At 72.1% G+C, this 22,101-nt stretch carries 18 protein-coding genes; 11 read left to right on the top strand and 7 right to left on the bottom strand.

The features are described from left to right. Positions 1-38 precede the first annotated feature (38 nt). Entirely contained in the window at positions 39-338 is a 300-nt protein-coding gene (locus ABZY13_RS07425; protein ID WP_356627916.1) for an acyl carrier protein, read from the top strand. Beyond that, positions 335-1,834 (top strand): AMP-binding protein, encoded by a 1,500-nt coding sequence (locus ABZY13_RS07420; protein ID WP_356627915.1) that lies wholly within the window; start codon positions 335-337, stop codon positions 1,832-1,834. Before ABZY13_RS07425 ends, ABZY13_RS07420 begins: the two co-directional genes overlap by 4 nt. Before the next feature lie 79 nt (positions 1,835-1,913). On the opposite strand, the gene ABZY13_RS07415 is transcribed toward ABZY13_RS07420, so the two are convergent. From ABZY13_RS07415 to ABZY13_RS07390, 6 genes are all read right to left on the bottom strand, one after another. Beyond that, positions 1,914-2,873 (bottom strand): hypothetical protein, encoded by a 960-nt coding sequence (locus ABZY13_RS07415; protein ID WP_356627914.1) that lies wholly within the window; start codon positions 2,871-2,873, stop codon positions 1,914-1,916. Further along, positions 2,870-3,208, bottom strand: coding sequence for a PadR family transcriptional regulator (locus ABZY13_RS07410; RefSeq protein WP_356627913.1), 339 nt, complete (start codon positions 3,206-3,208; stop codon positions 2,870-2,872). Before ABZY13_RS07410 ends, ABZY13_RS07415 begins: the two co-directional genes overlap by 4 nt. Positions 3,209-3,298: 90 nt before the next feature. Next, on the bottom strand, positions 3,299-4,024 hold the full coding sequence (locus ABZY13_RS07405; RefSeq protein ID WP_356627912.1) for a class I SAM-dependent methyltransferase: 726 nt from the start codon (positions 4,022-4,024) through the stop codon (positions 3,299-3,301). A 114-nt stretch (positions 4,025-4,138) separates the two neighbouring features. Then, a complete protein-coding gene (locus tag ABZY13_RS07400; RefSeq protein ID WP_356627911.1) occupies positions 4,139-6,643 on the bottom strand; it encodes a SpoIIE family protein phosphatase in 2,505 nt (834 codons plus the stop codon). Positions 6,644-6,802: 159 nt separating this feature from the next. Beyond that, positions 6,803-9,178: an MFS transporter gene (locus ABZY13_RS07395; protein ID WP_356627910.1), complete on the bottom strand. Its 2,376-nt coding sequence runs from the start codon at positions 9,176-9,178 to the stop codon at positions 6,803-6,805. Between the two features lie 104 nt (positions 9,179-9,282). Beyond that, positions 9,283-9,729, bottom strand: a complete 447-nt coding sequence (locus ABZY13_RS07390) for an SRPBCC family protein (protein ID WP_356627909.1) — start codon at positions 9,727-9,729, stop codon at positions 9,283-9,285. A 139-nt stretch (positions 9,730-9,868) separates the two neighbouring features. Here ABZY13_RS07390 and ABZY13_RS07385 point away from each other — a divergent pair, with 139 nt between their 5' ends. Continuing rightward, complete coding sequence (locus tag ABZY13_RS07385; RefSeq protein ID WP_356627908.1) at positions 9,869-10,909, top strand: Rv2578c family radical SAM protein; 1,041 nt, start codon at positions 9,869-9,871, stop codon at positions 10,907-10,909. A 53-nt stretch (positions 10,910-10,962) separates the two neighbouring features. Here the strand turns inward: ABZY13_RS07385 and ABZY13_RS07380 are convergent, their stop codons facing one another. Then, positions 10,963-11,544 carry an adenylosuccinate lyase gene (locus tag ABZY13_RS07380; protein ID WP_356627907.1) on the bottom strand — a complete coding sequence of 194 codons (582 nt, stop codon included), beginning with the start codon at positions 11,542-11,544 and terminating at the stop codon, positions 10,963-10,965. Positions 11,545-11,949: 405 nt separating this feature from the next. On the opposite strand from ABZY13_RS07380, the gene ABZY13_RS07375 reads away from it, so the two are divergent. The 8 genes from ABZY13_RS07375 to ABZY13_RS07340 all read left to right on the top strand — a co-directional run bounded on the left by ABZY13_RS07375 (position 11,950) and on the right by ABZY13_RS07340 (position 22,099). Next, positions 11,950-13,779 (top strand): 3-hydroxybutyryl-CoA dehydrogenase, encoded by a 1,830-nt coding sequence (locus tag ABZY13_RS07375; protein ID WP_356627906.1) that lies wholly within the window; start codon positions 11,950-11,952, stop codon positions 13,777-13,779. A 136-nt stretch (positions 13,780-13,915) separates the two neighbouring features. Continuing rightward, a complete protein-coding gene (locus ABZY13_RS07370; protein ID WP_356627905.1) occupies positions 13,916-14,743 on the top strand; it encodes a TetR family transcriptional regulator in 828 nt (275 codons plus the stop codon). 379 nt (positions 14,744-15,122) lie between these two features. Further along, positions 15,123-16,466 carry a crotonyl-CoA carboxylase/reductase gene (gene ccrA, locus ABZY13_RS07365; protein WP_356627904.1) on the top strand — a complete coding sequence of 448 codons (1,344 nt, stop codon included), beginning with the start codon at positions 15,123-15,125 and terminating at the stop codon, positions 16,464-16,466. A 12-nt stretch (positions 16,467-16,478) separates the two neighbouring features. Next, a complete protein-coding gene (locus ABZY13_RS07360) occupies positions 16,479-18,527 on the top strand; it encodes a protein meaA (RefSeq protein WP_356627903.1) in 2,049 nt (682 codons plus the stop codon). Continuing rightward, positions 18,524-19,543, top strand: coding sequence for a CoA ester lyase (locus ABZY13_RS07355; protein ID WP_356627902.1), 1,020 nt, complete (start codon positions 18,524-18,526; stop codon positions 19,541-19,543). The genes ABZY13_RS07360 and ABZY13_RS07355 overlap by 4 nt, the downstream gene beginning before the upstream one ends. 5 nt (positions 19,544-19,548) lie before the next feature. Further along, entirely contained in the window at positions 19,549-20,061 is a 513-nt protein-coding gene (locus ABZY13_RS07350) for a MaoC family dehydratase (protein ID WP_356627901.1), read from the top strand. Between the two features lie 3 nt (positions 20,062-20,064). Beyond that, the gene (locus tag ABZY13_RS07345) at positions 20,065-21,270 is read left to right on the top strand and encodes an acyl-CoA dehydrogenase family protein (RefSeq protein ID WP_356627900.1); all 1,206 of its coding nucleotides are present in this window, start codon (positions 20,065-20,067) and stop codon (positions 21,268-21,270) included. A 172-nt stretch (positions 21,271-21,442) separates the two neighbouring features. Next, a complete protein-coding gene (locus ABZY13_RS07340; RefSeq protein ID WP_356627899.1) occupies positions 21,443-22,099 on the top strand; it encodes a phosphatidylserine decarboxylase in 657 nt (218 codons plus the stop codon). Positions 22,100-22,101 lie beyond the last annotated feature (2 nt).

Raw genomic sequence — 22,101 nt, 5'->3', positions numbered from 1 at the left:
CGCGCAAGACGCCACGCACCTGCGAAAGGAATGACGATATGCCCGCCGAGCCCCCTGCCGCGCCGGTGATGCCCTCGGCCGTGTCCGAGGCGGCCATCGCCGGCTTCGTCGTCGAGCGGTTCCTGCCCGGCGTCGATGCCGCCGAGCTGGACCCGGAGTACGACCTGCTGGCCACCGCCGTGATCGACAGCCTCGGCGTGCTGCACATCGCCGCCTGGCTCTCCGACGAGCACGGCGTCCTCGTGCCCGACGAGGAACTCACCACCCGCAACTTCCGTACCGTGCGGGCCATCCGGGCCACGGCGGAGCGCGCCGGGAGCGGGGAGGCGAGGGCATGAGCCGTTCCCTCGCCGCCGCGTTCGCCGAACGCGCCGCGGCGCAGCCGTCCGCGCCGGCGCTGATCTGGGACGGGCACGCGGTGAGTTACGCGGAACTGCACGCGATGGCCTGCCGGGCCCGGGACCGGGTGGAGGCCGCCGCGCCGCGCGCCGACCGCCCGGTGGGCCTGCGGGTGCGCAAGTCGCCGGAGACGGTGGCCCTGGTGCTGGGCTGCCTGATGGCGGGCCGCGGCTTCCTGCTGCCGTCGCACGAACTGCCCGAGCTGCCGCTGAAGGAGCTGTACGGGCAGGCCGGCTGCGTGGTCGTCCTCGGCCTCGCCGACGACCCGCTGGTGGACGTCGTCGTGGACGTCGGCCCCGGCCCACAGGCCGCCGTGGGAGCGCCGGAGACGCGCCCGCCGGCCGAGGTCGCCGAGGACGCGACCGGGTTCATGCTGACGACCTCCGGCTCCACCGGACTGCCGAAGATCGTGCCGATCTCCTCCGGCGCGCTCACCCGCTTCACCGCCTGGGCGGCAGACGCCTTCGGCATCGCCCGGGGCACGGTCGTCCTCAACTACGCGCCCCTCAACTTCGACCTGTGCCTGCTGGACGTGTGGACCACCCTGGCGTACGGCGGCACGGTCGTCCTCGTCGACCCGGACCGCGGCGCCTCGGCGCAGTATCTGCACGGCCTGGTCACCGAGCACCGGGTCACCTTCGTCCAGGGCGTGCCGCTGCTGTTCCAGCTGCTCGCCCGGGCGGCGGCCGACTCGGGCCCGCTGACCACGCCCGAGCACCTGGTGTTCGCGGGCGAGAGCATGCCCGCGAAGATCCTGGCGGACCTGCCGGAGGTGTTCCCGTCGGCCCGCTGGTACAACAACTACGGCTGCACGGAGACCAACAACAGCTTCCTGCACGAGGTGGACCTCGGCCGTCCGGTCACCGCGCCGCTGCCGATCGGCAGACCGCTGCCCGGGGTGCGCTGGCTGCTCGTCGGCGAGGACGGCCGTGCGCTGACCGGCCGCGGCCAGGGCGAGCTGCTGGTCAGCACCCCGTTCCAGACGGCCGGTTACGTGAACGTGCCGGGCGGCGAGAAGTTCGGCCCGCATCCCGACGGGGAGCCCGGCGTCGTCTACTACCGCAGCGGCGACGTCGCCGTGCGCCACGAGGACGGCTCGCTGAGCGTGCTCGGCCGGACCGACTTCATGGTCAAGGTGCGCGGCACCCAGGTGAGCACCCAGCACGTCGAGAGCATCCTGCTGGAGCACCCGGCGGTCGTCGAGGCCGCCGTCGTCGCGCTCCCGGACCCGGAGGCGGGCCACCGGCTGCACGCCCGGATGCGGCTGACCGCGCCCGGCGCCGCGGGCGTCCTGGCGCTGCGGCAGTACTGCGCGGAGCGCGCGGTCCGCGCGGCCGTGCCCAGCGTGTTCGAGACCGTGTCGGAGCCGCTGCCGCGGACGTCGACGGGCAAGGTGGACCGCAACCGGATCAAGGCCGACCTGCTCGCGCGCTGACCGCGTCACAGGGCGGACGCGGGAACGCGGGAAGGGGGGCTGCCCGGCCGGGCAGCCCCCCTTCCCGCGTGACGGTGCCTCAGCCGCGCGCGCCCCGGAAGGCCTTGGCCACCGAGACCGCGCCGACGACGAGCACGATGAGCGCGGCGCCGCTGTAGACGGGGTCCGGTGACTCCCAGAGGGTCTTGCCCTCGGCGAGGAAGTCCGGGTTGAACAGCTCCTGCTGGTACAGCACCCACGCCAGCGGCAGCGTGAACAGCGCCTGGGCGACCGCGTGCCAGGTGGCCAGCCGCACGGTCCAGCCGCGTGCCACCACCCGGGCGAGCCCGATGCCCACCAGGCCGGCGAGGCCCGCGAGGACCGGCCAGATCCACCCCGACCACAGGTCCGGGTGGAGCACCTCCAGCCACTCGCCGTCCCCGGCCGCGCCGTCGCCGTCCGCCCAGAAGGGTTCGGCGGTGTGCTGCCAGACGATCAGCCCGAACAGGAAGGCGTCCCAGACCACTTGGGCGATGGCCCCGAAGCCGCCCTGGTCCGGCTGCCGTACGTCGGGCAGGTCGTCGGGGGTCCACCGAGCCGCGCCCGTCACCCCGCGACGGTGCCGGACCCGCTCGGTCACGGCGAACACCAGCGTCAGCACGGCGACCAGCTGGGCGCCGACGGTGATCAGGGTGCCGACTCCGGAGCGCAGCGCGGCGCCCACGTCGTCGGTGTCGGCCAGCTCCAGCAGGACGAGGCCGACGGTGATCACCGGCAGGACGGTGGTCAGCAGGACGGTCAGCAGCCGGAGATAGGCGGGATAGAGATCGGGGCCGATCAGCGCGAGCGGCCGCTCGGTGTAGCGGGCGGCGCAGCGGACCGGGTCCCCCATCTCGGTGAGCACCTCGCGCTCCGCCGTCCGGGGGTCGGCGGCGTTGCGTCCCTCGACGGTGTCGGCGATCGTGGCGCGGAGTTCCTCCGCGATGTCGTCGCGCTGGTCGGCGGGCAGCCGCCGGACGACCTCGTGCACATAGCGTTCGGTGAGCACGCCCGTACTCATTCGTTCTCCTTGGTCAGTTGTGAGATCGAGGCGACGAGGTCCTGCCATTCGCGCACCAGCCCGGCGCGCACTCGCGAGCCGTCGGCGCTGACCTGGTAGAACTTCCGGGGCCGGGACTCGTCGGTGTTCCACTCGCTCGTGAGCAGGCCCTGTTTCTCCAGGCGTCGCAGCAGTGGGTAGAGCGTGTTGCCGTCGACGGTAACCCCCGCATCGTTGAGCGTCTCCAGCAGCGCGTAGCCGTAGCTCGGCTTCCGGAGCAGTGCCAGGCAAGCCAGCACGACCGTTCCACGACGCAGCTCCTGCGCCTGGCTGAGGGTCATCTCTTCTACGGACACGACTCACACGATACTGTGCGCCGCACACTAATGTCACGCGACCGGGTGCGGCCAACCGGTGAACGGAGTACGACGGTCGGGGGTTGCGGGTCAGACCGGCCGGCCCGCCACCAGCCACTTCGACGGCACCTGGATCGGTGCGCCGTCCGGTCCGGGCTCGGTGGTCGTCAGCGGCAGGTCGCCGCTCGCCAGCACGGTGAGTCCGGCGGCGCGCAGGAACTCGGGTATCGCGTCGTCGGCCACCTCCCCGGGGGCTATGCCGTGCCGGAAGATCGGGGCGAGCTTGGCGGGCGGGCCCCCGGGGCGGGCGGCCAGGTCGCGCAGGGCGGTTCCGGCGGCCTGGGCGAGTTCGACGAGGAAGGCCCTGCCGCGGGCGCCGACGAGGGTGGCGATGCCCTCCGCGAGGGGCCGGCGGTCGCCGGGCTCGCTCTGGTGCAGGACGCCGCGCATGTAGACGTTCACGTCGCCGAGTTCGGCGTGCAGGGCCGCGGCCTCGCTCGGCTCGGCCGCGTCCAGGGTCCGGTAGCCGGCCCGCCCGGCGGGGTCGGCCTGCCGGGCGTGCGCCACGGCCGCGTCGGACAGGTCGACGCCGAGGACGCGCGGGAAGCGGTCGGCGAGGAACCGGGTCTGGGTTCCGTTGCCGCAGCCCAGGTCGACCAGGGGCAGGTCCGGGTCGGCCAGGTGCGGCTCGAACAGCGGCAGATGCAGCCCTGCGGTCAGCTCCGGCCCGGCGTCCCACAGGACCGCGCCCTGCCCCTGCGGCGCCTCGCTCCAGAAGCCCTCCCAGGCCGCGCGGTACCGACTCGTCACGCTCATCGCCGACAACTCCCCTGATCCGACGCCGTGTCCGCCCGTGCGAGCCGACGGGCGAGTACGGTCTACCGCGGGCGGGCGACGCCCACAAGGCCGGGGGCGCACGCCCGCACGAACTCAGCGGCGCGGCAGGGTCAGTTCGAACCAGACCGACTTGCCGGACGCGGTGCGGTTCGCGCCCCACTCGCGGGCGAGGGTGCTCACCACGCGCAGACCTCGCCCCTTGAGGTCGCCGGGGCCGGCGCTGAGCAGCGTGGGCAGCTCGTGGTCGTCGTCGTCCACCTCGCACAGCAGCGTGTCCCCGCGCACCAGCCGCAGTTCCACGGGCCGCCGGTGCGAGTGGCGCACGGCGTTGGTGACCAGCTCGCCGACCATCAGCTCGGCGTTGTCCGCCAGACGGGCCAGTCCCCACGCGTGCAACTGCTCGCGCACCGCCGCCCGGGCGCGGCGCACCTCGGCCACGTCCAGGGGCAGCCGCCACTCGGCCACGTCCTCGGGCCCGATGCCGGTGAGGCGGGCCATCAGCAGCGCCACGTCGTCCTTGCGTCCGCCGCGGGTGTTGAGGGCGCGGATGATGGTGTCGCAGGCGTCGTCCATGGAGGCGGCCGGGTGCGCGGCGGACTCGCACAGCGTGGCCAGCCCGACGCCGATGTCCTCACCGCGCATCTCGACCAGCCCGTCGGTGCACATGACCAGCCGGTCCCCCGGCCGCACGCTCACCCGCACGGCCTCGAACGGCACCCCGCCCACGCCGATGGGCGCGCCGGTCGGCAGCTCCAGCAGCTCGCTGCGCCCGTCCTCGGCGCGGACCAGCACCGGTGGGATGTGCCCGGCGTTGGCGAGGTGCAGCTCGCCGGCGATCGGGTCGTACACGGCGTACAGACAGGTCGCGAGGTGGGTGTCGCCGAGCCGCTGGGCGAGGTCGTCGAGGTTGCGCAGCAGCTGGGCGGGCGGCAGGTCCAGGCCGGCCATGGTCTGCACGGCGGTGCGCAACTGGCCCATCATCGCGGCGGAGTTGAGGCCGTGACCCATGACGTCGCCGACGACGAAGGCGGTGCGGGCGCCGGGGAGTTTCACCGAGTCGAACCAGTCGCCGCCGACGCGTCCGAGCAGGGTGCCGGGCAGATAGCGGGTGGCGATGTCGCAGCCCGCCATGCGCGCCGGGATGTGCGGCAGCATGCTGTCCTGGAGGGTCTCGGCGACGTTCTCCTGGAAGGTGTACATCCGGGCGTTGTCGAGGACGAGGCCCGCGCGGGCGGCGAGTTCGGCGCCGGTGACCCGGTCCATGTCGTTGAACTCGGGGCGCTCCGGGTGCCGCAGCAGGATCATGAAGCCGAGGACGACGTTGCGCGCCTTCAGCGGGACCACCAGCATCGAGCGGCCGGTGATCAGCGGGCGGATGTCCCGCTTCTCGAACTGCGAGGCGATGGCGTGGCCCATCTGCTCGCTGATCCGCGGCACGAGGACGGGCTCGCCCGTGGTCATGCACTGGAAGAACGGTGTGTGGGCGGGGAAGGGCATGGCCTCGCCGACGGGCACGACGTCGTCCCAGCGGCCGGGTGCGTCGGTGTGCTCGACGGCGACCCGGTGCCACAGGGTGGTGGTGTCCGGCACGCCCTCGGGGAACCCCTCGCCGGCGACGACCTGTTCGCGCAGATAGGTGCCGGCGACGTCGGTGAAGCGCGGCACGACCGCCTTGCTGACCTCGACGACGGTGCGGGACAGGTCGAGGGAGGTGCCGATCCTGCCGCTGACCTCGTTGAGGAACTCCAGGCGCTCACGCACGGCGGCGTACTCGAGGTCCTCGCGGTCCTCCTCGGCCTCGTCGCGCAGGTCCGCGGGGACGGGTTGCCCGGCGGCGAGGGCGCGGGCGAGGCGCTCGCGGCGGGCCTTGCGCTCGGCGCGCCGGGGCACGCCCCAGTCGGGGGTGACGGGCACGCGGGCGTTCCGGCTGAACTCCAGGACGGGGTAGCCGAGTTCGAGGACCTGGGCGGCGATGCGGGCGCTCTCGTCCACGCTCATGCTGGGCAGGATCTCGGGCAGGCCGCGGGCGAGCTCGTCGGCGTCGGGGAGGTCGGTGTGGCGGGCGAGGCCGGGGGTGACGTGCTCCACGGTGCCGGGCTCGGCGTCGGCCCCGCCCTGCGGGTGGGCGACGGCGGCGTCGGCGGCGAGTACGAGGAGGCGTTCGGCGCCGGGCCCGACCAGCGGGTAGGCCCACCACAGGATGTCGGTTCGGTGACCGCCGCGCCCGGTGAGCCGGGCGCGGCCCGCGGCCGGGTAGGACAGCCTGCCGTCGAGGGTGGCGCCCAGGTCGGGCCCGAGGCCGCCGAAGCCGCCGTACGGGCTCTCGTGGCCGTCGGGACCGCCGTACGGACTCTCGTCGTCGGGCTCGGGCAGTACCCCGGAGACGGGCAGCAGGTCGATCGCGGGGCGGCCGATCGCGTCCTGCCGCGCGGGGCCGAACAGCCGTTTCGCCCCGGTGCTCCAGTGGGAGACGAGGCCCTCCCGGTCCACCACGACCACGGCCAGCGGCACCCGGCCGGCCGGGGCGCGCCCGTTCGGCGGCGCGCCGTCCTCGGCGGGATGACCGGGAGGTGCTTGCCGATCGGCGCCACGGTCCATGGCCCAGGCCCTCTCTCCCCACGGCTGTGCAAGATCTGTGCCCCCGGCCACCACCGTAGGGCGCGGTCCGTCACGATGTGCGGCAATCCGGGAATTCGTGCGACCGCTCCGCGCGGGGCGCACGCCCGCCCGCGCGGGGGGGGTCGCGGAGGGCCGGAGTCAGTCCTCGTGGCCCAGCTGGAGGTCGCGTTCGGTGCGTCCGCCGCCCGCCACTTGCAGCACGGTGGCCACCGGCGGGTAGCCGGCGGCGATGACGGTGTACTCGCCGGAGGACAGGTCGACGAACCGGAACGTCCCGTCGGCGCCGGTGGTGAGGGTGTCGACGACGTTCCCGGCGGCGTCCAGCAGCGTCACGCGGGCGTCCTCCACGGGCCGGCCTCCGGTCGCCCGGACGGTGCCGCGCAGCACGGCGCCGCCGGCGAGTTCGACGTCCTGGCGGGTCTCGCGGGCGGCCTGGACGCTGACCGGCAGGGCCGCCGGGCGGAACGCGGGCGCGCTGGCGGCGAGGGTGTACTCCCCGGCGACCAGCTCGGTCATCACATAGCCGCCCTCACGTCCGCTGCGGGTGGCGGCGACGACCTCGCCGTGCACGTTGGTGAGGGTGACGGTGGCGTCGCGCACGGGGCTGCCGTCGGCGGTGAGCACGCTGCCGGCGAGGCGTCCGGCGCCGCCGAGGACGACGTCCAGCTCGACGGGCCGCTCCCCGACGGTCACGGAGACCGCCTGCGGCTGGTGGCCGCCCGCCGCGGCGATGAGGACGTACGACCCGGCGCCCGGCGTCGACAGCGCGTAGCGGCCGTCCTCGCCGCTGGCGCCCCGCCCGATCTGCTGTCCGGCGACGTCGATGAGGGTGAGCGCCGCGCGGGGCACGACGGTGCCGTCGGGGTGCTGCACCGTGCCGCAGACCGGGACTCCGGCCGCGTAGGCCGCGCGGGCCTGCGGGATCGTGGCCGTGTCGGTGACGGGGGCGTTGTGGGACACCAGCGGTTTCTCCTTGAGGAAGAAGGCGAGGAACAGGCCGAGCGCCAGCACCGGGACGAGGTACAGGAAGATCCTCGGCATGGCGTCGGCGTAGGCCTGGATGTAGCCCTCGCGCAGCTCGGGGGGCAGCGCGTGGACGGCGGCGGGGGTGATGGACTGCGGGTCGGGCAGTCCGGCCCCGGCCGGCAGCCGGTCGTGCAGGGAGTCGGCGAGCCGGTCGGCGAGCAGGGAGCCGAACACGGCGGCGCCGACGCTGCCGCCGATCTGCCGGAAGTAGTTGGTGGCGCTGGTGGCCACGCCGAGGTCGGCGGGGCGCACGGAGTTCTGCACGGCGACGACGAGGACCGGCAGCACCATGCCGATGCCCGCGCCGAGGACGGCCATCCAGACGCTGTAGTGGAGCCGCGGGGTGTCGGGCTCCAGGCGGGACAGCAGCCACATGCCGAGCACGGACAGGGCGCCGCCGAGGATCGGGTGGGCGCGGTAGCGGCCGGTGTGGCTGATGAGCTGGCCCGAGACGATGGAGGTGACGACGATGCCGCCCATCATCGGCAGCATCAGCAGCCCGGACTCGGTGGCCGAGGCGCCCTCGACCATCTGGAGGTAGGTCGGCAGATAGCCGGCCGCGCCGAAGAGGGCGACGCCGACCACCAGACCGACCAGGCCGGTGACGTTGAAGACGGAGTCGCGGAACAGCCTCGGCGGGATGAGGGGTTCGGCGGCGAAGCGCTCGGCGGCCAGGAAGAGCAGCGTGGCGGCGAGCGCGCCCGCGCCGAGGCCGAGGATCGTCCGGGAGCCCCAGGCGTACTCGGTGCCGCCCCAACTCGTCAGCAGGACCAGGCAGGTCGAGGCCGCGGCGAGCAGCAGCGCGCCGAGGACGTCGAAGCGGGGCCGGACCGCGGGCCGGGGCAGTTTCAGCACGACGGCGACGACGGCCATGGTGAACAGGCCGAAGGGGACGTTGACGTAGAAGCACCAGCGCCACGACAGATGGTCGGTGAAGTAGCCGCCGAGCAGCGGTCCGGCGACGGAGGCGAGGCCGAAGGCGGCCCCGATCATGCCCATGAACCGGCCGCGGCGCCGGGGCGGCACGATGTCCGCGATGATCGCCTGGACGCCGATCATCAGCCCGCCCGCGCCGACGCCCTGCACCGCGCGGTAGGCGATCAGCTGGTCCATGGTCTGCGCGCGGCCGGCGAGCGCCGAGCCGACGACGAAGACGGCGATGGCGAACTGGAAGACGCCCTTGCGGCCGAGGAGGTCGCCGAGCTTGCCGTAGATCGGCAACCCGACGGTGGAGGTGAGCAGATAGGCGGTGATAGCCCACGACATCCGGTCCAGGCCGTGCAGTTCGCCGACGATCCGCGGCAGGGCGGTGGCGACGATCATCTGCTCCAGGGCCGCGAGGAGCAGCGCGAGCATCAGGCCGAGGAAGACCAACCGCACGCGGCGCGGGCCGAGTTCGGCGGTGGCCGCCGGGGGCGGCGGGGCCGCGGGCGGCGGCGAAGGCGCCGCCACGACCGGCTCGTCCTGCACCAGTGTCGTCCCGCCCACGTACCGCTCCCCTCGTCGCGCTGCCGCACATTTCCGCGTAAAGCGTCAACTGCGAGCAGGCGCGACGAGTTACGGCTGGGCCGGCTTCCGTGGCGGCAGCCGGCCTACTTCTTCTCGACCTCGGCGGCCAGGTTGGCCAGCAGGGCGTCGTAGATCCGGGCGAGGCCCTTGGGGGCGAAGGTGCGCTCGAAGAAGCCGCCGATGCCGCCGGCGCCGTCCCAGGTGGTGGTGACGGCGACCCTCGATGCGCCCTCTCCCGCCGGGGTGACCCGCCAGGTGGTGACCATGGAGGAGTTGCGGTCCTTCTCGATCAGCTCGCCGTCGCTCGGTTCGGTGACCTCCAGCAGGCAGTCGCGGATGCGCTTGCTGGTGGCCTGGAGCTTCCAGTGGACGAGGGTGCCCTCGCCGTCGCCGCCCTCGCGGACCTCGTACTCGCTGAACTGCTCCGGAAGGATCTTCCCGCGCGTCCCGCTGTAATCGGCGATGGCGTCGAACACATCCTCCGGACCCGCCGCGACGACCCGTTCCGTGCCGGCCTCGACCTGCGCCATTGCGTTCCTCCAGTAGCTGGTTCTCGGGGTTGACGGCAAGCCAACCACCCCACGGCCCGGCCGCCCAAATCACACGGTCGCGCGCACGATCAAGGGAACATGTGTTCTATTCTGAGGCCAGTGCTACCGAGGAGGCGTCATGCGCTGGGAGAACCTCTCACTGGAGGCGGGCGGCCGCGGCCCTGCGGACGCCGCGCTGTTCGGCGCGGACGCCGTGGTCACGCGGACGTTCGACGCCCCGGAGTTCCGGGGGATCACCTTCCACGAGGTGCGGGCGAGGTCGATCGTGAACCGGGTGCCGGGGGCGTCCCGGATGCCGTTCGAATGGACGGTGAACCCCTACCGGGGATGCACGCACGCGTGCGTCTACTGCTTCGCCCGCAAGACGCACAGCTATCTGGACCTGGACACCGGGCTGGGCTTCGACTCGCAGATCGTGGTCAAGGTGAACGCGCCGGACCTGCTGCGCCGCCAGCTGTCCTCGCGCCGCTGGCAGGGCGAGCACATCGCGATGGGCACGAACGTCGACTGCTACCAGCGCGCCGAGGGCCGCTACCGCCTGATGCCGGGCATCCTGGCCGCCCTGCGCGACCACGCCAACCCGTTCTCCATCCTCACCAAGGGCACGCTCATCCTGCGCGACCTGGAGCTGCTGACCGAGGCGGCGCGGGTCACCGACGTCGGGATCTCGGTCTCGGTCGGCTTCACCGACCCGGAGCTGTGGCGCACGGTGGAGCCGGGCACGCCCGCGCCGGAGCGGCGGCTGGACGTCGTACGGACGCTGGGTGGGCACGGCATCGGGTGCGGGGTGCTGATGGCGCCGGTGATCCCGTTCCTGGGCGACCGTCCGGACCAGCTGCGGGCCACCGTGCGGGCGATCGCGCAGGCCGGGGCGACCTCGGTCACGCCGCTGGTGCTGCACTTGCGGCCGGGCGCCCGCGAGTGGTTCATGGCCTGGCTCGCGCGCGAGCACCCCTACCTGGTGGCGCGCTACGAGCGGCTGTACGCGGACGGCGCGTACGCCCCCAAGTGGTACCAGCGGCGGATCACCCGCCAGGTGCACGAACTGGCCCAGGAGTACGGCATCGGACCGGCCCGCGCGGGCATGCCCCGCCGCGTCCGCGAACCGCAGCCGCTCTCGACGGAGCCGGCGGAGCCGGTCCAGCTGTCCCTCCTCTGAGAGGGCCCGCGCTGGAGGACGACCGGCGTCGGCGCCGGGGCGGGGCAGCGGCCTCACCCGCGCCGCTGCCCCGGGATCCGCGCCAGCGCCCGTACCGCCGCCTCCGCCAGGGGCGGGTGGGCCAGGGCCTCGTTCAGCACGGGGACCGCCCGGGCGTCGCCGAGTTCGCCGAGGCCCTCCACGCAGGCGAGGGCGACACGGCGGTACGGGTCGTGGGGGCGCAGGCGGCGCTGCAGTGTGGTGATCAGGGCCGGGACGGATTCCGGGGCACCGAGCCGGACCAGGAGGCGGACCGGGTGCAGGGCGTAGGCGACGCGCAGTTCGTTGGTGGCGAGGGCGGCGGCGGCGCGGGCGGTGCGGGGGTCGCCGAGGCGGGCGAGGGCGTGGGCGGCGGAGGCGCAGCGGGGCGGGTCGCGGTGGTTGAGGAGCAGGACGAGCGACTCGAACGCCCGCCGGTCGCCGGCCAGGCCCAGCCGGAAGGCGGCCAGTTCCCGCGCCCACAGCGGCCGGCCCGGCTCGGTGAGCACCCGGGCCAGTGCGTCGAGGTCCCCGGTCGCCGTCAGCTCCGCGAACTCGGGCGGGGCGCCGGACTCCCGCCGTAAGCGCTCCGTGAGCGATCGCAACTCTTCGTCCATGTCCCGAGGGTACAAACGCTCCCGCGCGGAGGGATCCACATCACACAGACATCGCCGGGACGGGGGCTGGCGCGCTCGTTACCGGCGAGTTAAGCTCAGACGAGCGAGCCACCCGCTCGCACCCCCTCGCCACGGCCTGGTGACGCAGCCGTGGCGGGCGCAGTCGGTTCGGTACCCCGTGTACCGCAGTACGGCTCGGCTCCGGGACAGGGCCGGCCGGCATCACCGTTCGCCGGACGTGTGCGCGTCCGCGGCGACGGCTCCCGGGCGTGTGCGCCGGGGCCTGCGTGTCAGGCCCCTGACAGCCCGGCATCACCCGCAACCGCAGCTCCGCACGCACCCGGTGCGCCCCTTCGGCGCACCGGGGCGCGTTCCCAGTCGTCACCCTCATCCAGGAGTCCCGCGATGGCCGCTCCCCTGTCCCCTTCTTCTCCCGCTTCCCCCGCCCCCGCCTCCGGCTCGCCCCTGCGCACCGTCGCCGTCGTCGGCCTCGGCACCATGGGGACCGGCATCGCCGAGGTGCTGGCCAGGGCCGGCCGCGAGGTCGTCGGCATCGACATCAGCGAAGCCCAGGCCGCCCGGTGCGTCGCCGCGCTGGAGGCCGCGACGGCCCGCGCCGTCGAGCGGGGCCGCATGACCGAGCGGGAGCGGACCGCCGCCCTGGCCCGCGTCCGCACCTCCACCGACCTGCGGGCCGCCGCCGACGTCGACCTGGTCGTCGAGGTGGCCCCGGAGTCGTACGAGATCAAGCAGCAGATCTTCCGCGAGCTGGACGGCGTCGTCCGCCCGGAGACGATCCTGGCCACCGGCACCAACGCCCTGTCCGTCACCCGGCTCGCCGCGGACTCCGCGCGCCCGGAGCGGGTGCTGGGCCTGCACTTCTTCAATCCGGCCCCGGCGATGAAGCTGGTCGAGATCGTCTCGTCGGTGCTGACCGCGCCCAGTGCCGTCGACGCCGTCACCGGCCTCGCCCTCGACCTGGGCAAGGAGCCGGTCTCGGTCGGCGACCGGCCCGGATTCGTCGCCGACGGCCTGCTGTTCGGCTACCTCAACCAGGCCGCCGCGATGTACGAGTCCCGGTACGCCTCCCGCGAGGACATCGACGCGGCGATGCGGCTGGGGTGCGGGCTGCCGATGGGCCCCCTCGCGCTGCTCGACCTGGTCGGCATCGACACCGCCCGCACCGTCCTGGACGCCCTGTACGCCGAGTCCCGCGACCGGTTGCACGCCCCCGCGCCGATCCTCAAGCAGCTCAGCGAGGCGGGCCTGACGGGCCGCAAGGCCGGCCGCGGCTTCTACACCTACGACGCCCCCGGCGGCGCCGCCGTCGTGCCGGACGCCCTGACCCCGGCCGGGGACGGCGAGCGGGCGCCCGGCCGCCCGGTGCGCTCCGTCGGCGTGGCCGGCTCGGGGACCATGGCCTCCGGCATCGCCGAGGTGTTCGCCAAGGCGGGCTACGACGTCGTGCTCGCCGCCCGCAGCGAGGAGAAGGCACAGGCCGCCAGGGCCCGGATCGGCGCCTCGCTGGCCCGCTCGGTCGACAAGGGCCGTATGACTGCGGAGGCCGCGGCGCAGACCCTGGAGCGGATCGTCCCGGCGGGCTCCTACGACGCCTTCGCCGACGTCGACCTGGCCGTCGAGGCCGTCGCCGAGGACCTGGACGTCAAGCGGCAGCTGTTCGCCGCGCTGGACAAGGTCTGCAAGCCCGGCGCGGTCCTGGCCACGACGACCTCCTCGCTGCCCGTGGTCGCCTGCGCCCGCGCCACCTCGCGCCCGCAGGACGTGATCGGCATGCACTTCTTCAACCCGGCCCCGGCGATGAAGCTGGTCGAGGTCGTCCGCACGGTGCTGACGGCCGACGACGTCCACGCCACCGTCCGCGAGGTCTGCGGCCGCATCCGCAAGCACCCCGTCGACTGCGGCGACCGGGCCGGGTTCATCGTGAACGCGCTGCTGTTCCCGTACCTCAACAACGCGATCAAGATGGTCCAGGACCACTACGCGTCCCTGGACGACATCGACGCCGCGATGAAACTGGGCGGGGGCTATCCGATGGGTCCCTTCGAGCTGCTGGACGTGGTCGGTCTGGACGTCTCGCTGGCCATCGAGAAGGTCCTGCACAGCGAGTTCCGCGAGCCGGGCCTGGCCCCCGCGCCGCTGCTGGAGCACCTGGTGGCCGCCGGCTGCCTCGGCCGCAAGACGGGGCGCGGCTTCCGCGAGTATGCCCGCCGCTGACCGTCCGGGTGACTGGTTCCGCAGGGACGCGGACTGGGGCGGACTGCTCGGCCCCGCCGGCGCTCCCCCGCCCTCCCCGGGCGGGGGAAGTGCCGGGCCCGCGCGCCGAACTGCGCACATGCAGTACGTTCGGGTCATGTCCCAGCCCGCCAAGTCCTCACGTACACCAGCCACGCCCGACGCACCGGAGAGCGCCGCGGGCAACCGCGCGGCGGCCCAGCGGCTGAAAATGCGCCGGGAACTGGCCGCCGCGGCGATGGAGCTGTTCGCGACCAAGGGCTACGAGGCGACCACCGTCGACGAGATCGCGGCCCGCGCCGGGGTGGCCCGGCGCACCTTCTTCCGCCACTTCCGCTCCAAGGAGGAGGCGATCTTCCCGGACCACGACGACACCCTGGTCCGGGCGGAGGCGGTGCTCAACGCCGCGCCCGCGCACGAGCATCCGCTCGACACGGTGTGCCGCGGCATCAAGGAAGTCATGAAGATGTACGCGGGACGCCCGGAGATCTCCGTCGCCCGCTACAAGCTGACCCGCGAGGTGCCCACCCTGCGGGAGGCGGAGATCGCGTCGGTGGCCCGCTACGAGCGGCTGTTCACCCGCTATCTGCTCGGCCACTTCGACGAGCACGCCCACGACGACGACGCCAACGACGACCCGCTGCTCGCCGAGGTCGCCGCCTCCGCCGTGGTCACCGCCCACAATCACGTGCTGCGGCGCTGGCTGCGGGCCGGCGGCCAGGGGGACGTGGAGGCGCAGCTGGACCACGCCTTCGCGATCGTCCGCAGGACGTTCGGCGCCGGGATAGGCGTCGGCCGCACCTCGGCGCCCAAGCCGCCGTCCGGCCCGGCGTCCGGCCCGGCGTCGGTCTCCGCGCAGGGCGAGGTGCTGGTGGCCGTGGCCCGCACGGACGCCCCGCTGGCCGAGGTCATGCGCACGATCGAGCAGGCGCTGAAAGAGCGCTGAGTCACCCTCCCGCTGTGATGACGGCCACCCGCCCGGGTGGCCGTTTTGGCATGTCAGAGGCGCTTTTCGCCCGGCTCCGGCGGGCCGTTCGATCGATCATCGCTCATATGTCGCGTAAAGATTTCATCTGAGAGGAATTTCTGGCACCCAGTGCCTTGCAAGGTGTCACGGGGTGCCATACGTTGAGGGTGTCCGGGCTGTCCCCGCGGGACCGTCTCGTCCCGCGCGCCCGGACGCCTGCGTCACAGGCACCCTCCCGCGCCACAAAGCGCCGCCCACAGCACCACCCGCCGAACCGACGGCACACCCACACCCTCAGCAGCACCGACGCAACCCTCAGCGCCCTTCCCTCGGGGCGCTCACCGCCGGAGGCAACACCGTGACCGTGAAGGACATCCTGGCCGCGATCCAGTCGCCCGACTCCACGCCGGCCGACTTCGCCGCCCTGCCGCTGCCCGAGTCGTACCGCGCGATCACCGTGCACAAGGACGAGACCGAGATGTTCGCGGGCCTCGAGACCCGCGACAAGGACCCGCGCAAGTCGCTCCACCTGGACGAGGTGCCGCTGCCCGAACTGGGCCCCGGCGAGGCGCTGGTGGCCGTCATGGCCTCCTCGGTCAACTACAACTCGGTGTGGACGTCGATCTTCGAGCCGCTGTCGACCTTCGGCTTCCTGGAGCGCTACGGCCGCACCAGCGAGCTGGCCAAGCGCCACGACCTGCCGTACCACATCATCGGCTCCGACCTCGCGGGCGTCGTGCTGCGCACCGGGCCGGGCGTGAACTCCTGGAAGCCCGGCGACGAGGTCGTCGCGCACTGCCTCTCCGTCGAGCTGGAGTCCAGCGACGGCCACAACGACACCATGCTCGACCCGGAGCAGCGGATCTGGGGCTTCGAGACCAACTTCGGCGGCCTCGCCGAGATCGCGCTCGTCAAGTCCAACCAGCTGATGCCCAAGCCGGACCACCTGTCGTGGGAGGAGGCGGCGGCCCCGGGCCTGGTCAACTCCACCGCGTACCGCCAGCTGGTCTCGCGCAACGGCGCCGGCATGAAGCAGGGCGACAACGTCCTGATCTGGGGCGCGAGCGGCGGACTGGGCTCGTACGCCACGCAGTTCGCGCTGGCCGGCGGCGCCAACCCGATCTGTGTCGTCTCCAGCCCCCGGAAGGCGGAGATCTGCCGCTCGATGGGCGCCGAGGCGATCATCGACCGCAGCGCCGAGGGCTACAGGTTCTGGAAGGACGAGCGGACCCAGGACCCCAGGGAGTGGAAGCGCTTCGGAAAGCGCATCCGCGAACTCACCGGCGGCGAGGACATCGACATCGTCTTCGAGCACCCCGGCCGCGAGACCTTCGGCGCCTCCGTCTACGTCACCCGCAAGGGCGGCACCATCACCACCTGCGCCTCCACCTCGGGCTACATGCACGAGTACGACAACCGCTACCTGTGGATGTCGCTGAAGCGCATCATCGGCTCCCACTTCGCCAACTACCGCGAGGCATGGGAGGCCAACCGCCTCATCGCGAAGGGCAGGATCCACCCCACCCTGTCGAAGGTGTACGCCCTGGAGGACACCGGCCAGGCCGCGCACGACGTCCACCGCAACGTCCACCAGGGCAAGGTCGGAGTGCTCTGCCTCGCCCCCGAGGAGGGCCTCGGCGTGCGCGACCACGAGAAGCGGGCGCGCCACATCGACGCCATCAACCGCTTCCGGAACATCTGAGGACGGGCACGGATGTCAGAGCGTCAGACTGCGCAGGCGCCGAGGGAAAGGGACCGGCCGTGGCTCATGCGCACGTACGCCGGCCACTCCACGGCCGAGGCGTCCAACGAGCTGTACCGGCGCAACCTCGCCAAGGGCCAGACGGGTCTGTCGGTGGCGTTCGACCTGCCGACGCAGACCGGCTACGACTCCGACCACGTCCTCGCCCGCGGCGAGGTCGGCCGGGTCGGCGTGCCGGTCGCCCACCTCGGTGACATGCGCCGGCTGTTCCAGGACATCCCCCTGGAGCGGATGAACACCTCGATGACCATCAACGCCACGGCGATGTGGCTGCTGGCGCTCTACCAGGTCGTCGCGGAGGAGCAGGGCGCGGACATCACCCGGCTCCAGGGGACCACCCAGAACGACATCGTCAAGGAGTACCTGTCCCGCGGCACGCACGTCTTCCCGCCGGGGCCGAGCCTCCGGCTGACGACGGACATGATCGCGTACACGGTCTCCCACCTGCCGAAGTGGAACCCGATCAACATCTGCAGCTACCACCTGCAGGAGGCGGGCGCCACTCCGGTGCAGGAGATCGCGTACGCGATGTCCACCGCGATCGCCGTCCTCGACGCCGTGCGCGACAGTGGGCAGGTGCCCGAGGAGCGCATGGGCGACGTCGTCGGCCGCATGTCCTTCTTCGTGAACGCGGGCGTGCGGTTCGTCGAGGAGATGTGCAAGATGCGTGCCTTCGGCCGCATCTGGGACCGCATCACCCGCGAGCGGTACGGCATCCAGGACCCCAGACACCGCCGCTTCCGCTACGGCGTCCAGGTCAACTCCCTCGGTCTGACCGAGGCGCAGCCGGAGAACAACGTCCAGCGGATCGTGCTGGAGATGCTCGCCGTCACCCTCTCCAAGGACGCCCGCGCGCGGGCCGTGCAGCTGCCCGCCTGGAACGAGGCGCTGGGCCTGCCCCGGCCCTGGGACCAGCAGTGGAGCCTGCGCATCCAGCAGGTCCTCGCCCACGAGAGCGACCTGCTGGAGTACGACGACATCTTCGAGGGCTCGAAGGTGATCGAGGCGAAGGTGGCCCAGCTGGTCGAGGAGTCGCTCGCGGAGATCGACCGCATCCAGGAGATGGGCGGCGCGATGGCCGCCGTCGAGTCCGGCTACCTCAAGTCGCAGCTCGTCGCCTCGCACGCCGAGCGCCGGGCGCGGATCGAGTCGGGCGAGGAGAAGATCGTCGGCGTCAACATCTTCGAGACCACCGAGCCGAACCCGCTCACGGCCGACCTGGACACCGCGATCCAGACGGTCGACCCGGCGGTCGAGGCCCGCGTCGTCGCCTCGCTCCGGCACTGGCGGGACACCCGCTACCAGCCGCCCTTCAACCACCCGCGCCCGTGCAAGGCGCTGGAACGGCTGAAGGAGGCCGCGAAGGGCACCGACAACCTCATGGAGGCCACCCTGGAGTGCGCCCGGGCCGGCGTGACGACCGGCGAGTGGGCCGGGGCGCTGCGCGAGGTGTTCGGCGAGTACCGCGCCCCGACGGGAGTGTCGTCCGCGCCGGTCGCGGTCGCCGCCGAGGAGGGCACCGCGATGGCGCGGGTCCGCCGGAAGGTGGAGCTGACCGCGCGGGACCTCGGCGTCGGCAAGCTGCGCTTCCTGGTGGGCAAGCCCGGCCTGGACGGCCACTCCAACGGCGCCGAGCAGATCGCGGTGCGCGCGCGGGACGCCGGCTTCGAGGTGGTCTACCAGGGCATCCGGCTCACCCCGGAGCAGATCGTGGACGCGGCCCTGGCCGAGGACGTCCACGCGGTGGGCCTGTCCGTCCTCTCCGGGTCGCACGCCCAGCTGGTCCCGGACGTGCTGGAGCGGCTGCGTGTGGCCGGTGCCACAGACATACCGGTGATCGCCGGTGGCATCATCCCGAACGGTGACGCCGAGCAGCTGCGGGCCGCCGGAGTGGCCGCGGTCTTCACCCCGAAGGACTTCGACATCACCGGGATCATCGGCCGCATCGTCGACGAGATCCGGACAGCACACGAGCTCGACCCCCTGGAGGTCCCCGCATGACCGCCCGCCCGTCTCCCACCACCACCCTTTCAGCGAGCGGCTCCGCCGCCCCCCTTCCCCGTGTCGACCGCCTTCGCCCGCGGCGCTCCTGCCTGGCGGTGCCGGGCTCGAACCCGCGCTTCCTGGAGAAGGCCCAGGGCCTCCCGGCGGACCAGGTCTTCCTGGACCTGGAGGACGCCTGCGCCCCCCTCGCCAAGCCGGAGGCGCGGCACACCATCGTGAAGTTCCTCAACGAGGGCGACTGGACCGGCAAGACCCGCGTCGTGCGCGTCAACGACTGGACCACCGAATGGACGTACCGCGACGTCGTCACGGTCGTCGAGGGCGCGGGACCGAACCTCGACTGCATCATGCTGCCGAAGGTGCAGAACGCCCAGCAGGTCGTCGCCCTCGACCTGCTCCTCACCCAGATCGAGAAGACGATGGGGTTCGAGGTCGGCCGCATCGGCATCGAGGCGCAGATCGAGAACGCGCAGGGCCTGAACAACGTCAACGAGATCGCCCAGGCCTCCCCGCGCCTGGAGACGATCATCTTCGGCCCGGCCGACTTCATGGCCTCCATCAACATGAAGTCCCTGGTCGTGGGCGAACAGCCGCCCGGCTACCCGGCGGACGCCTACCACTACATCCTGATGAAGATCCTGATGGCCGCCCGCGCCAACGACCTCCAGGCGATCGACGGCCCCTACCTGCAGATCCGCAACGTCGACGGCTACCGTGCGGTCGCCCGGCGCGCCGCCGCGCTCGGCTTCGACGGCAAGTGGGTGCTGCACCCGGGCCAGGTCGAGGCGTCCAACGAGATCTTCTCGCCGTCGCAGGAGGACTACGACCACGCCGAGCTGATCCTGGACGCGTACGACTACTACACGTCCGAGGCGGGCGGCAAGAAGGGCTCCGCGATGCTCGGCGACGAGATGATCGACGAGGCCAGCCGCAAGATGGCCCTGGTCGTCGCGGGCAAGGGACGCGCCGCCGGCATGAAGCGCACCAGCACGTTCGAGATCCCGGAGGCCTGAGCGCGATGCAGTTCGGACGCACCTACGAGGAGTTCGAGGTCGGCGCGGTGTACAAGCACTGGCCGGGCAAGACGGTCACCGAGTACGACGACCACCTCTTCTGCCTCCTCACCATGAACCACCACCCGCTCCACCTCGACGCCCACTACGCCGCGGAGACGACGGACTTCGGCAGGAACGTGGTGGTCGGCAACTACGTCTACTCGCTCCTGCTCGGCATGTCCGTCCCGGACGTGTCCGGCAAGGCGATCGCCAACCTGGAGATCGAGTCGCTCAAGCACGTCGCGCCGACCTTCCACGGCGACACGATCTACGGCGAGACGACGGTGCTCGACAAGTGGCCGTCGAAGTCGAAGAACGACCGCGGCATCGTCCACGTCGAGACCAAGGGCTACAAGCAGGACGGCACGCTCGTGTGCGTGTTCCGCCGCAAGGTCATGGTGCCCACCGAGACGTACGTCAAGGAGCGCGGCGGCGAGCAGCCGGGCCGCCCCGAGCCCAAGGAACAGGGGAAGTAAGCGATGGCCCGTCTCGCCCAGACCCACGGCCTCACGGACGTCCAGCAGGAGATCCTGTCCACCGTCCGGGACTTCGTGGACAAGGAGATCATCCCGGTCGCGACCGAGCTGGAGCACCGCGACGAGTACCCGCAGCAGATCGTCGACGGGCTCAAGGAGCTCGGCCTGTTCGGCCTGATGATTCCCGAGGAGTACGGGGGCCTCGGCGAGTCGCTGCTGACCTACGCGCTGTGCGTGGAGGAGATCGCGCGCGGCTGGATGTCGGTGTCCGGCATCATCAACACGCACTTCATCGTGGCGTACATGCTCAAGCAGCACGGCACCCAGGAGCAGAAGGACCACTTCCTGCCGAGGATGGCGGCCGGCGACGTCCGGGGCGCCTTCTCGATGTCGGAGCCGGGCCTCGGCTCGGACGTGTCGGCGATCACGTCGAAGGCGGTGAAGGACGGCGACGAGTACGTCCTCAGCGGCCAGAAGATGTGGCTGACGAACGGCGGCACCTCGTCGCTGGTGGCCGTTCTGGTCCGCAGTGACGAAGGACACCCCGAGGGGACCGCCCCGCACAGGTCGATGACCACCTTCCTGGTCGAGAAGGAGCCCGGCTTCGGCGAGGTCCGCCCCGGCCTGACCATCCCGGGCAAGATCGACAAGATGGGCTATAAGGGCGTCGACACGACCGAGCTCATCATGGACGGCCTGCGGATTCCCGCCGACCGGGTGCTCGGCGGGGTCACCGGCCGCGGCTTCTACCAGATGATGGACGGCGTCGAGGTGGGCCGCGTGAACGTGGCCGCGCGCGGCTGCGGCGTCGCTCAGCGTGCCTTCGAGCTGGGCGTCCAGTACGCCCAGCAGCGTCACACGTTCGGCAAGCCGATCGCCCAGCACCAGGCGATTCAGTTCAAACTGGCCGAGATGGCTACCAAGGTGGAGGCCGCGCATGCCATGATGGTGAATGCGGCTCGCAAAAAGGACTCCGGGGAGCGAAACGACCTGGAGGCCGGGATGGCGAAGTACCTCGCCTCCGAGTACTGCAAGGAGGTCGTGGAGGACGCCTTCCGCATCCACGGAGGCTACGGCTTCTCCAAGGAGTACGAGATCGAGCGCCTCTACCGCGAGGCTCCGATGCTTCTGATCGGTGAAGGTACCGCCGAGATCCAGAAAATGATCATCGGGCGCAGGTTGCTCGAAGAGTATCGGTTCCAGGGCTGAATGTCAGGGAACGGGGTGTTTTCTTCGAGAAGAAGATCACACCCCGTAGGCACTCTTCGGAAACCGACTCGGCTTCCCGCCTTACCCAGTTGTGGCTCACAGCCGCTACGATCGCGAGTAAGCCGCCGTCCCCCGTTCCGAAGCGCGGCATCATCCGCTACGAAGGTCATCCATGCCCCACAGCCAAACCTCTGCACCTCGCGACAGCCTCGCCGGCGTACGCCTCGCGCGCGGAGCATCGCCGTGGCTTCTGCCGACCGTCGCCACCGCAGCCCTCAGCCTCGTCCGCGCGCGCCGCTCCGGCGCCGCGAAGGCCGTCGCCGTTCCCGCCACCGCGCTCGCGGCGGGGATGCTGTGGTTCTTCCGCGACCCCGAGCGCGAGATCACCCAGGGCCGGGTCATCTCGCCCGCCGACGGTGTGGTGCAGAGCATCATGCCGTGGAAGGACGGACGCACCCGCGTCGCGATCTTCATGAGCCCGCTGAACGTCCACGTCAACCGCGCCCCGCTGGCCGGCACCGTGACGTCGGTCGAGCACATCCCCGGCGGTTTCGTTCCCGCTTTCAACAAGGAGAGCGAGAACAACGAGCGCGTCGTCTGGCACTTCGACACCGAGCTCGGCGACATCGAGATGATCCAGATCGCCGGCGCAGTGGCCCGCCGCATCGTCCCCTACGTGCCGCAGGGCACCAAGGTCGAGCAGGGCGAGCGCATCGGTCTCATCCGCTTCGGCTCGCGCGTCGACCTGTACCTGCCGGAGGGCGTGGAGGTCGCGGTCGAGGTCGGCCAGAAGACGGTGGCAGGGGTGACCCGAATTGACCGTGACTGATC

Source organism: Streptomyces sp. NPDC006610, assembly GCF_040611575.1.
Taxonomy (GTDB): domain Bacteria; phylum Actinomycetota; class Actinomycetes; order Streptomycetales; family Streptomycetaceae; genus Streptomyces.
This window is presented reverse-complemented; position numbering and strand designations above follow the sequence as displayed.